This window comes from Testudinibacter aquarius, from assembly GCF_004342725.1.
GTDB lineage: Bacteria > Pseudomonadota > Gammaproteobacteria > Enterobacterales > Pasteurellaceae > Chelonobacter > Chelonobacter aquarius.
The window spans coordinates 40,341-52,551 of the sequence record NZ_SMCP01000009.1 but is presented as its reverse complement, the minus strand read 5'-3'; the positions used below and the strand labels follow the sequence as shown (position 1 = coordinate 52,551).

At 48.5% G+C, this 12,211-nt stretch carries 9 protein-coding genes; 2 read left to right on the top strand and 7 right to left on the bottom strand.

Annotation, left to right across the window (positions count from 1 at the left end):
* Nucleotides 1-43: 43 nt before the first annotated feature.
* Nucleotides 44-3,997, bottom strand: coding sequence for a phosphoribosylformylglycinamidine synthase (gene purL, locus EDC16_RS09605; RefSeq protein WP_132967701.1), 3,954 nt, complete (start codon nucleotides 3,995-3,997; stop codon nucleotides 44-46).
* A gap of 206 nt (nucleotides 3,998-4,203) precedes the next feature.
* On the opposite strand from purL, the gene mltF reads away from it, so the two are divergent.
* Both mltF and EDC16_RS12710 read left to right on the top strand, forming a co-directional pair.
* Nucleotides 4,204-5,658: a membrane-bound lytic murein transglycosylase MltF gene (gene mltF / locus EDC16_RS09600; protein ID WP_132967700.1), complete on the top strand. Its 1,455-nt coding sequence runs from the start codon at nucleotides 4,204-4,206 to the stop codon at nucleotides 5,656-5,658.
* 54 nt (nucleotides 5,659-5,712) lie between these two features.
* Nucleotides 5,713-5,862: a hypothetical protein gene (locus EDC16_RS12710; RefSeq protein WP_157330551.1), complete on the top strand. Its 150-nt coding sequence runs from the start codon at nucleotides 5,713-5,715 to the stop codon at nucleotides 5,860-5,862.
* A gap of 73 nt (nucleotides 5,863-5,935) precedes the next feature.
* On the opposite strand, the gene EDC16_RS09595 is transcribed toward EDC16_RS12710, so the two are convergent.
* From EDC16_RS09595 to EDC16_RS09570, 6 genes are all read right to left on the bottom strand, one after another.
* On the bottom strand, nucleotides 5,936-6,295 hold the full coding sequence (locus EDC16_RS09595; RefSeq protein ID WP_132967642.1) for a ComEA family DNA-binding protein: 360 nt from the start codon (nucleotides 6,293-6,295) through the stop codon (nucleotides 5,936-5,938).
* 217 nt (nucleotides 6,296-6,512) lie between these two features.
* A complete protein-coding gene (ispH, locus tag EDC16_RS09590; protein ID WP_132967641.1) occupies nucleotides 6,513-7,457 on the bottom strand; it encodes a 4-hydroxy-3-methylbut-2-enyl diphosphate reductase in 945 nt (314 codons plus the stop codon).
* Nucleotides 7,458-7,462: 5 nt separating this feature from the next.
* Entirely contained in the window at nucleotides 7,463-7,954 is a 492-nt protein-coding gene (gene lspA / locus EDC16_RS09585; RefSeq protein WP_132967640.1) for a signal peptidase II, read from the bottom strand.
* Between the two features lie 113 nt (nucleotides 7,955-8,067).
* A complete protein-coding gene (gene ileS, locus EDC16_RS09580) occupies nucleotides 8,068-10,890 on the bottom strand; it encodes an isoleucine--tRNA ligase (protein ID WP_132967699.1) in 2,823 nt (940 codons plus the stop codon).
* 139 nt (nucleotides 10,891-11,029) lie between these two features.
* Nucleotides 11,030-11,761 (bottom strand): tetratricopeptide repeat protein, encoded by a 732-nt coding sequence (locus tag EDC16_RS09575; RefSeq protein ID WP_132967639.1) that lies wholly within the window; start codon nucleotides 11,759-11,761, stop codon nucleotides 11,030-11,032.
* Nucleotides 11,731-12,153 (bottom strand): tetratricopeptide repeat protein, encoded by a 423-nt coding sequence (locus EDC16_RS09570; protein ID WP_132967638.1) that lies wholly within the window; start codon nucleotides 12,151-12,153, stop codon nucleotides 11,731-11,733. The genes EDC16_RS09575 and EDC16_RS09570 overlap by 31 nt, the downstream gene beginning before the upstream one ends.
* Between the last annotated feature and the right edge of the window lie 58 nt (nucleotides 12,154-12,211).

The following is a 12,211-nucleotide window of genomic DNA, read 5'->3' as shown; positions in this document are numbered from 1 at the left end:
ATAAAGCATAGGGCTTAAATACTAAGCCCTATAAGTTCTATTACTACCCCAACACAACCCTCGCATTCCTAAACAATCTCATCCAAGCCCCGTCTTCGCTCCAATCCTCTGGATACCAAGAGTTGCTCACCGCTCTGAACACACGTTCCGGGTGTGGCATCATGATGGCGACACGTCCATCACGGTTGCTAAGTGCGGTGATGCCGTCTACTGAGCCGTTCGGGTTGGCCGGGTAGGTTTCGGTTGGTTGCAGGTTGTTGTCGATATATTGTGCGATAATCAGGTTTTGTTCACGCAACTGCGCCAATTGCTGATTGTTTTTGAATTCAACCCGACCTTCGCCGTGGGAAACGGCGATTGGCATATGTGAGCCTGCCATGCCGTTGAACCACAACGAATTGCTGTCGTTGATTCGCACCAACGCTGCACGGGCTTCAAAACGTTCGGAGGTGTTGCGTACAAAGCGTGGCCAGGCCTCGGTGCCGGGAATGATTTCGGCAAGGTTGGAGATCATCTGGCAACCGTTGCACACGCCCAAGCTCAAGGTGTCTTCACGTTGGAAGAACGCGGCGAATTGATCACGAAGTGCGGTATTGAACAGAATGGATTTCGCCCAACCGCCACCTGCGCCTAGCACGTCGCCGTAGGAGAAGCCGCCGCAAGCGACTAAGGCGTTGAATGTATCCAGTGTGATGCGTCCGTTGATCAGGTCGCTCATATGGACGTCAATCGCATCAAATCCGGCACGGTCAAACGCCGCCGCCATTTCCACATGGCTGTTGACACCTTGTTCACGCAGCACCGCAATACGAGGTTTTACGCCGGTGGCGATATACGGTGTGGCGATGTCGTCACTTGGATCGTAACTTAATTTTGCCGATAAACCTTTATTGCTCGGATCTTTCTTGGCGGCAAACTCTTGATCGGCGCAAGTCGGGTTGTCACGCAGGCGTTGCATTTGATGGGTCAGTTCCGCCCAGATACCACGCAGTTCAGAACGTTTTTCATTTAATTTTTCTGTACCGGCAAAGCGGATAATAAATTCATCATTTGGCGTGACTGTGCCGATGTCGTGAGTTAACTCAGCTAAATTATGTGCTGCAAGCACCGCTCTTACCGCATTGAGATCGCTTTCGGCAACTTGAATGACAGCGCCCAGTTCCTCATTGAATAAAATACCGAAATCGCTGATTTGTCTTTCAAGATCGGCATCTAAAGCACCCAATTCGACAGCCCAGCCTTTGCTGCTATCAAATAAACCGGTGATATCAGCGTTGATCCCACAATGACCGGCAAATGCCATTTCAGCAAGCGTTGTGATTAAACCGCCGTCGGAACGGTCGTGGTAAGCCAGAAGTTTATCATCGGCAACCAATTGTTGAATTGCATCATAGAAGCCTTTCAGTTTGTTGACATCGACTACATCTGCCGGCTTGTCGCCCAGTTGTTTATACACTTGTGCCAGTGCGGTTGCGCCCAAGCGGTTGTTGCCTTCGCCTAAGTCGATCAGCAACAGGCGACTGTCACCTTTGTCAGTGCGCAGTTGCGGCGTGACGGTTTTGCGCACGTCTTCCACCCGCGCAAAGGCGCTGATGACTAATGATAACGGCGCAGTCACCTGTTTATTTTCGCCGTTTTCCTGCCAAGTGGTTTTCATCGACATTGAATCTTTGCCGACCGGAATGGTTAAGCCCAATGCAGGGCAAAGTTCTTCCCCGACCGCTTTCACCGCCGCATATAAACCGGCATCTTCCCCTTTGTGACCGGCAGCTGACATCCAGTTGGCGGAGAGTTTAATCCGTTTGATCTCGCCGATTTGGGTGGCGGCGATATTGGTGATCGATTCAGCAACTGCCATGCGTGCGGAAGCGGCGAAGTCTAACAATGCAATCGGTGCACGTTCGCCGATAGACATCGCTTCGCCGTAATAACTGTCGAAGCTGGCGGTGGTAACAGCACAATCGGCAACCGGAATCTGCCACGGCCCGACCATCTGATCGCGCGCTACCATACCGGTGACTGAGCGGTCACCGATGGTGATTAAGAAGGTTTTTTCCGCAACCACCGGCAAGCGTAACACACGGTGCAAGGCTTGTTTGACATCAATTGTTTCGGTGTTTAACGGCGGATTATTCACCACCGCACTTTGCACGTCACGAGTCATTTTCGGTGGTTTGCCAAGCAGCACATTTAGCGGCATATCAATCGGTTTGTTGTTGAAATGGCTATCGTTCAGGGTCAAGTGCGGTTCTGCCACCGCTTCGCCGATCACCGCATAAGGTGTGCGTTCACGTTGACACAGTTGTTCAAACAGCGGCAGTTGATCTGCCGCCACCGCCAATACATAGCGCTCTTGCGATTCGTTACACCAAATTTCCAACGGACTCATGCCCGGCTCGTCGCTCAGGATGTTGCGCAGCTCAAAGTTGCCGCCACGTCCACCGTCATTGACCAATTCCGGCATCGCATTGGAGAGACCACCGGCGCCGACATCGTGGATAAACAGAATCGGGTTGTCATCGCCCAACTGCCAGCAGCGGTCGATCACTTCCTGACAGCGGCGTTCCATTTCCGGATTGTCGCGCTGCACCGAAGCAAAATCCAAATCTTCTTTCGATTTGCCGGAGGTCATTGAAGAAGCCGCACCGCCGCCTAAGCCGATATTCATTGCCGGGCCGCCAAGTACGATCAGTTTTGCCCCGACCGGAATCTCACCTTTTTGTACATGTTCGCCACGGATATTACCGATCCCGCCCGCCAGCATAATCGGTTTATGATAACCACGCACTTCCACCCCGTTGAAGCTGTTGACTTTCTCTTCGTAGGTACGGAAATAGCCCAACAATGCCGGACGACCGAATTCGTTATTAAACGCTGCACCACCGAGTGGCGCTTCCAGCATAATATTCAACGCTGAGGCGATACGATTCGGTTTGCTTAACGGATTCTCCCAGGGTTGCTCGAAGTTGGGTACCAGCAAGTTGGAAACCGAGAAACCGACCAAACCGGCTTTCGGTTTTGCACCACGACCGGTTGCGCCTTCGTCACGGATTTCACCGCCGGAACCGGTTGCCGCCCCCGGGAACGGAGAAATCGCCGTCGGGTGGTTGTGGGTTTCCACTTTCATTAAAATATGTGCATCTTCTTGATGATAACGGTATTTGCCGTCGCTATCGGCAAAGAAACGTCCGACCTTCGAGCCTTCCATCACCGCCGCATTGTCTTTATAGGCTGACAACACAAAATCAGGGGTTTGCTCAAAGGTATTTTTGATCATTTTAAACAGCGATTTCGGCTGTTTCTTGCCGTCGATCACCCAAGCGGCGTTAAAAATTTTATGTCGGCAGTGCTCGGAGTTGGCTTGGGCGAACATGTACAGCTCAATATCAACCGGATTACGCTTGAGCTGGGTAAATTGTGTTAACAGATAGTCGATTTCATCTTCCGCCAGTGCCAAGCCTAAATTGAGGTTGGCTTGCTCCAGCGCAGTTCTGCCGTGTTGCAGAATATCTACGGTGGTGAAGGGTTTTGGTTGAGCGTGGCTGAACAGGGCTTGGGCGTCTTGTGCGGTTTCGATTACCGTTTCGAGCATACGGTCGTGTAAAAGTGCGGTCAGGGTTTGGGTTTGTTGTTCGGTGAGTGGGGAAGTGGTTTGAAGATAATAGGCTAGACCGCGTTCGATGCGTTTGACTTTGGCTAATCCGGAGTTATGCGCAATATCACTGGCTTTCGATGACCAAGAGGAGATAGTGCCGATACGTGGGATCACGATAAAACAACTGCCGCTCGGTTCATGTTCCGCCAAGGTCGGACCGTAATGCAGCAACTGCCCTAACTGCTCGGTTTCCGTCGGCGTCAGTGCCTGCGTTAAATCGGCAAAGTGCAGATATTCGGCATAGCACTCGCTGACGGGCAGTTCAGCTTGGCGAAATTGGGTCATTAATTGGTTTAAGCGGAAATCAGAAAGAGCGGGGGAGCCGCGGAAAATTTGCATCATCATCTTTTACCGTAAATTGTTGAGAAAAAGTTGTGGGAGGATAACAATCGTTGAAAAAAACAACAATTGTCAGCAACAGGGACATTATAAAGTAAACTGCGGTGTAACGGAAACTTTTGCGTCCTTTTCATCGCGAGGTCAGTTGGTTTTTGCTGAAAGAGCGGTTAGAATGCGCTATCTTCAAAAATAGTGAACAGGGCGTTGAGTTGAAAGGACTACTATTACGGGCGGTTTTTGCAATCGGTCTATTGTTATGGGCAATAGATATGATTTTTCCGTGGCAGAAAATGATGTCGGAAGAGAAAAATCATTATGTAACCGTATTGGAAAAAGGCGAGTTGGTGGTCGGCACAGTCAATAATCCGGTTTATTATTTTATCGGTAACGATGAAGCGCAAGGCTTGGAATATGAATTGAGCACTGCATTTGCCGAGTATTTGGGCGTGCGATTGAAAGTGGTCAGCCTTGATAACAGCAGCCAATTGTTTGACGCCTTAAAGCGCGGTCAAATTGATATGGCGGCGGCCGGCTTGCGTTACGAAAATGAAAAAAACGAGCAATTTCAGACCGGGCCGGGCTACACATCCGCCTCGTGGCAGTTGGTGTATCGTATGGGTGAAAAGCGCCCGAAAACTTTCACTGATGCTGACAGCACAATCCTTATTCCGTTTAATCTAGAGCTGATTAATCTGTTGACACAAGCCAAACAGACGTTTCCCAACCTGCATTGGCAAGTAGAGCAAAATTTGACGCAGGAAGAGATTTTGTTGATGGTGGCAGAGGGGAGGCAGGATTATGCCATTGCCAGTTCGATTGATATTGCCTCGGCGCAGCAGATTAAGCCACAGTTGAACGTTGCTTTTGATGTCAGCGAAGAGTCCAGTGTACATTGGTATTTTTCAAAAAATACCTATAATGAATTGCAGGCAGCGTCACTGGAATTTATGCACAGTGCGCTGGAAACCGGTTTAGTCGCGCGTTTGGAAGAGAAATATTTTAACCATATGCACAACTTTGATTATGTTGATGCCCGCACTTATTTAGATGCAATTGAAAATGTATTGCCGAAATACATCGACTATTTCAAGCGCTATAGTGGCGAGTTGGAGTGGCACACTTTGGCGGCGATTGCTTATCAAGAGTCCCATTGGAATGAAGCTGCAACTTCACCGACCGGCGTGCGCGGCATCATGATGCTGACTAAAGATACCGCAGAACGAATGAAAGTACAGGACAGAACTGATCCGGAGCAAAGCATTCGCGGCGGCGCCGAATATCTGCATTTGCTGATGCGGCAGATTCCAAATACCGTTCATCAGGACGATAAAATCTGGTATGCACTGGCGGCGTATAATATGGGATTGGGGCATTTATTGGATGCGCGCCGTTTGACCAAAGAACTGGGCGGCAATCCGGACAACTGGTTGGATGTAAAAAATAATTTACCGCTGTTGGCAGAAAAACGCTACTATTCCAAATTGAAATATGGTTATGCGCGCGGCTATGAAGCCCATGCCTATGTAGAAAATATCCGCCGCTATATGAACAGCATCAGCAAACATTACCGCTTAAAAGAGATTGAAAAAGCCATCGACCGCAAACTGACACCGGCTGAAACCGGCAGCAATGCAGCGGATCAATATTTAATCCAACATGGCTAATTAGCAATAAAATCGATAACAGAAGAATAGAACAGAGTGTAACAGGAGAGCAGAATGAGAAGATCCCGTGTATTTTTTAAACCGAAGAAATCCCTTTCATTACAAAATAATCACCGCCGCCTGTTGCGCCTGCGTCAACGTAAAAGAATCAAAGCGCGAATTGAAGAGCGACACTGGTTTCAGTTTTTAGTCGAACAACAGTGAAAACCGCACTTTTGGCAGATCTATTGTTGATTTTACCCGGCAGCTGAAACTGCCGGGTTTTGTTTGTGATAATTTATAAGCTTAACAAATCGCGATTTTTTTCCAATGTCGCTTTGCCAATGCCGGAAACATCGGATAGTTGATCAATACTGATAAAATTGCCGTTTTTCTCACGGTATTCCACGATCGCTTGCGCTTTTTTCGCCCCGATACCGAGCAGACCTTTTTCCAATTCTTGAGCGCTGGCGCTGTTTAAATTGATACGTTCTGTTACTATTTGGGCTTGGGCTTGGGCTTGGGCTTGGGCTTGTTCGGTGGCAGTTTCAGTCGCTGGGATTGCCACAGTTTGTTGAGCAGACAGCGGCAGGGCAGTAAAAGCGCCTAAAAATGCCAGAGCAGACCATTTGCGAAAGTTTGATTTTAACTTAAACATAGTGTTTCCTTTATACAGTTTTTGCTTGAGATAAATGAAATAAAAAAACGCTGCCGAATCAAATCGACAGCGCCACTATGCCCATATTTTGCTTGCGATTCGAATCCGAGCCTTAAATCTCTCGATCCGGATCGCAAAATAGGTAAAAAATACGCCTGAAACTTAAATGACTATACTTAACTAACTATAGTTAAATGACCATAAAAACAAAGTGCGGTCAGCTCACCGCCTTAATCCGCAATTCGCGTGGCACTTCAAATACCGTATTTTCCTCACAACCCTCTAAATCCTCGACACTGGTTGCGCCCAATTCGCGTAAACGGCTGACCACCGATTGCACCAACACTTCCGGCGCAGAAGCGCCAGCGGTAATGCCGATCACATTGACGTTGTGTAGCCAATTGGCATCAATGTCGTCAGCATCGTCAATTAGCTTAGCAACAACTCCCATGCGTGATGCCAATTCTGCCAAGCGATTGGAATTAGAGGAGTTTTTAGAACCAACCACAATCACTAAATCTGATTGTTTCGCCAGCTCGGCAACCGCATTTTGCCGGTTAGTGGTGGCATAGCAAATATCGTTTTTGCGTGGTCCCTGAATTGCCGGATATTTCTCTTTTAAGTTTTCAATAATGGAACTGGTATCATTAATGGATAATGTTGTTTGGGTCATAAAGGTCAAATCATCAGCTTGGCTGAGTGGCAAATTGGCAATATCTTCCACCGATTCGACCAAATAAATGCCACCATCCTGATTATCATATTGCCCCATCGTACCTTCCACTTCCGGGTGCCCTTGATGTCCGATTAAAATCGCTTTAGTGCCTTTGCGGCTGGCGCGCGCCACTTGCATATGTACTTTAGTTACCAATGGACAAGTGGCATCAAACACCTTCAAATCACGGCTTTTGGCTTCCTGCCGCACTTGTTGCGAGACCCCATGCGCCGAGAAAATCACAATCGCCCCGTTCGGCACTTCGTCCAGCTCTTCCACAAACACTGCGCCACGTTCGCGCAAGCCGTTGACCACAAAACGGTTATGCACCACTTCGTGCCGCACATAGATCGGTGCACCGTGAATTTCCAATGCCAGTTCGACAATGCTGATCGCACGATCAACCCCGGCACAGAAGCCGCGTGGATTGGCTAAAATAATTTTCATCTTAATCACTCACTCTGACTGTTTTTCTTTTCCGGATTGACAAAGTAATCCAGAATCAGTAAACCGGCACCAATTGAAATACTGACATCGGCGATGTTAAATACCGGAAAATGGTAATTTTCCCAGTAAACATGTAAAAAATCCACCACAAACCCATGATAAGTGCGGTCAACCATATTGGCTAAAGCGCCGCCGATAATCAACGCATAGCCACAATTCATCAGTTTTTTGCTGACACTGTTACGGTATAGCCAATAGATGAGCAAGGCTGAAATACCAAGGGCTAAAACGATAAAAAAGTATTTCTGCCAACCGCCATGATCCGCCAAAAAACTGAATGCCGCACCATAGTTACGCACATAAGTAAAATTAAAAACCGGCAGAATATTAATGCTTTCATACAGTTGAAAGTTGTTTACCACAATCCATTTGCTCAGTAGATCGAGAATAAAGGCGATCGCACTTAGCCAAAGAAAAGATAGACCATTTTTTTTCATTGATGATGTCTCTAAAATAGCAAAGACGCTTTTACGGCATAAAGCGAACGAGCGTCTTGAGTACGAGTAAAGGGCGGATGCAATCCGCCCCTACAATTTAACAAAAATGTACATTACGCAAACTCACGCACTTCGCCTTCACCATCCACATTTTCCACGCAGCGGCTGCATAAGTGCGGATGAGCCGGGTTTAAACCGATGGTGTCGGAATAGTGCCAGCAGCGTGGGCATTTTTCGTGCGGCGAGCGGATCACTTTGACCGCTAAGCCGTTGAGCTCGCCTACTGCGACATCCGCTGTGCTTAACGGTTTGACTTCAGCTTTTGAAGTGATTAACACAAAACGCAACTCTGCACCGAGCTGTTGCAACTGCGGTAAAAGCTGTTCATCGGCGTATAGCGTAACTTCCGCTTCCAATCCGGAGCCGATCACTTTGTCGGCACGGGCTTGTTCCAATACTCGGTTGACTTCTGACCGCACTTTGAGGATCTGCTGCCAATAGTTGTCGTTCATGCTTTCATGGCTGTCCAATGCGAACAGGCCGTCATACAACTCTTCAGTAAACACGAATTCACTGTGTTCGCCGGGCAGGTAGGACCAAACTTCGTCGGCGGTGAACGATAAAATTGGTGCAATCCAACGTACTGCCGCTTCCGCGATATGGTAAAGTGCAGTTTGGCAGCTGCGGCGTGCCACGCTGTCGGCTTTGGTCGTGTATTGGCGGTCTTTGATAATATCCAGATAGAACGAACCCATCTCAATTGAGAAGAAACGCATCAAGCGCTGCACCACCAAGTGGAATTGATAATTGTCGTAGTTGTTGGCAATATCTTGTTGCGCTTGCAAGGCACAATCCACCGCCCAACGATCGAGCGTGATCATCTCTTCACGTTTCACCATATCGGTTTTCGGGTCGAAGCCGTTCAGGTTTGCCAACAGGAAACGCATGGTGTTACGGATCCGGCGATACATATCGGCGGTGCGTTTAAAGTTGTCATCGGACACCGCAATTTCGCCGGTATAATCGGTGGATGCGACCCATAAACGCAGAATATCGGCGCCATAGCTGTTCATCACTTTTTGTGGCTCAACGATATTGCCGATCGATTTCGACATTTTGCGCCCTTGCGCATCTACGGTAAAACCATGGGTTAAGACTTGACGGTATGGCGCTTTGTTATCGGTGGCGGTAGACAACATCAATGACGACATAAACCAGCCACGATGTTGATCGGAACCTTCCAGATACATATCAGCGGCTTTGCCGGCAAATTCCGGACGGGTGGCGACCACGGTTGAATAGGTGGAACCGGAATCGAACCAGACATCCAGTGTATCAGGCACTTTGCTGTACTGTTCGGCATCATCACCCAACAACTCTTTCGGATCCAGATCCCACCAAGCTTGAATACCGCGCTTTTCTACGCGTTGTGCCACTTGTTCCAGCAGTTCCAAACTGCGTGGGTGCAGTTCTTCGGTCTGCTTGTGGATAAACAGGGTCATCGGCACGCCCCAAGTACGCTGACGCGAAATACACCAGTCGGGGCGGTTTGCCACCATGGTTTCGATCCGCGCTTGTCCCCAATCCGGGATCCATTGCACCCCTTGAATCTCTTTTAATGCTTGTTGGCGCAACCCTTGGGTTTCCATGCCGATAAACCATTGTGGCGTGGCTCGGAAAATAATCGGGGTTTTGTGGCGCCAGCAGTGCGGGTAGCTGTGAGCGATGGTTTGTACTTTCAGCAGGCTGTTGGTTTCTTTTAATTTCTCGATCACCAACGGATTGGCTTTGAACACATTTAATCCGGCGAAAAATGGCGTGCGTTGGTTAAAGGTACCGTCGTCATTGACCAAATTGACCATCGCAATGTCGTATTTTTTTGCGATGTTATAGTCGTCCAAGCCATGATCCGGCGCCGTGTGCACCAAGCCGGTACCGGCTTCGGTGGTGACGTGGTCGCCTAAGATAAACGGCACGCTGTAGTCATAGAACGGGTGCTTAAAGCTCAGTAGCTCTAAATCGCTGCCTTTGGCTTCGCCCAACACGGTATAGTCGCTGATCGCCAACGCCTGCATTGTGGCGGCAACCAGCTCTTTCACCAAAATCAACCGCTCCGGTTGTTCACCGTTGAGTTGAACCAGTTGATAATTAAGTTCAGGATTGATTGAGATGGCTTTATTTGACGGCAAAGTCCACGGTGTCGTGGTCCAGATCACCGCTGAAATTGCACCATGACCAGCGGCATTAAATTTAGCCGCGACCGCACTTTGATCGTCAGCGGCAAAACGCACATAAATCGACGGTGATTTGTGTTCTTCGTATTCCACTTCTGCTTCCGCCAAGGAGGAAGCGCAGTCCAGGCACCAGTGCACCGGTTTGTAGCCTTTGTACAAATGCCCGTTTTTGATCACCTTGCCCAACGTGCGGATAATATTGGCTTCAGTATCAAAATTCATGGTCAGATATGGATTATCCCAATCGCCTAAAACCCCGAAACGGATAAAATCAGCTTTCTGTCCTTCCACTTGGCTGGCAGCGTATTTGCGGCACTCTTCACGGAATTCGGCGGCGCTGATTTTTTGGTTCGGTTTGCCGACCAAGCCTTCCACTTTCAGTTCAATCGGCAAGCCGTGGCAGTCCCAACCCGGAACATACGGCGAATCGTAGCCAAGTGCGGTTTTAGATTTGATGATCACATCTTTTAAAATTTTGTTGACCGCGTGTCCGATATGCAATGTGCCATTGGCGTAGGGAGGACCGTCATGCAGGATAAAACTTTTTTTGCCTTTTGCCGCTTGGCGAATTTTTTGGTACAGCGATTTCTGATACCAGTTTTCCAGCATTTTCGGCTCGCGCTTCGCCAGATCGCCACGCATTGGAAAGCCGGTCTCCGGCAGATTCAGCGTGTTTTTGTAGTCAGTATTTTCGTTAGACATCATTCATTCCATGTTTTTAAGCAAATAATCGCCACATTATACGCAAAGTGCGGTTAATTTTCGATAGTTTTTGGATAAGTCGTTATAGAAAAAAGCAGGACTGGAAAGCAAAAGTGCGGTTTTGCAACCGCACTTGAACTCACTCTTTATCCATCATTTGCATGAGCTTACGGTAATTATTGCAGCCGGGTTGGTTTTGGTTATCGCAGGCTTTGCAGTACCAAATTTCAGCTTGTTTGAAATTCTGTGCCACACCGAGTCCTTCGCTGTACATCACACCCAGGCTGTTTTGTGCCGGCGAATTATTTTGCTCGGCGGCTTTTCGAAACCAGTGTACGGCTTGTGCATAGTCGGCTTTCACGCCTTGTCCGGCACGGTACATCAGCCCGAGATTATATTGTGCCGCCGGGTAGCCTTGATCCGCCGCTTTTTGAAACCAACGTAGCGCTTGCGCATAATCTTGTGTGACCCCTTGCCCGTCATAGTACAGCAAACCAAGATTAAATTGCGCCAAGGTAAATTCCTTATCTGCGGCTTTTTGAAACCATTGCTGCGCTTGCTGATAATCCGGATTCCCTGCTTTCCCGTCACGGTACAACACGCCGAGGTTATATTGTGCCAGGGTGAAATCTTGCGCAGCGGCTTTGTGATACCAGTACAACGCTTGCGGATAATTCGGGGTCATTGCTTGTGCATCGCTGTACAGCGATGCGAGATTATACTGTGATTTGGCATCGCCTTGTTTTGCCGCTTTTTGCAGCCAGTGCAGCGCAAGTGGGTAGTCCTGTTTGACGCCTTCGCCTTCGCGGTATAACACGGCGAGCGCATATTGCGCTTCAGCTAGATTTTGTTCGGCGGCTTTTGCAGCCACTGTGCGGCGAGTGCATAATCTTGTTTAACTTTCAGATACAGGTAGGCAAGGTCAAATTGTGCTTTGGCATGGTTTTGCTCAGCTGCTTGTTGCAACCAATACAGCGCCTGAGAATAATCTTGTGGAACACCAATACCGTCACGTGATAGCTGCCCAAGCGCATATTGCGCCTCGGCGAAGTTTTGCTCGGCAGCTTTTTTAAACCACATGACCGCTTGCTGATCACTCTCTTTGCCACCGTCAGACAGAAAATAGTGATCGCCCAGCTCAAATTGGGCTTGCGCATCGCCTTGCGCTGCGCGGGTTTGCAGCTGTGCCAATGATTCCGCTTGTGTGTTTAACGGTAAACTTAATACTAAAGTCAAAAGTGCGGTATAAAAGTATTTCAGCATAAATTCCTCATCCTAGATTAAGCGTTTAATTTGAAGATGCGCGGTCTAGCGTGGGACG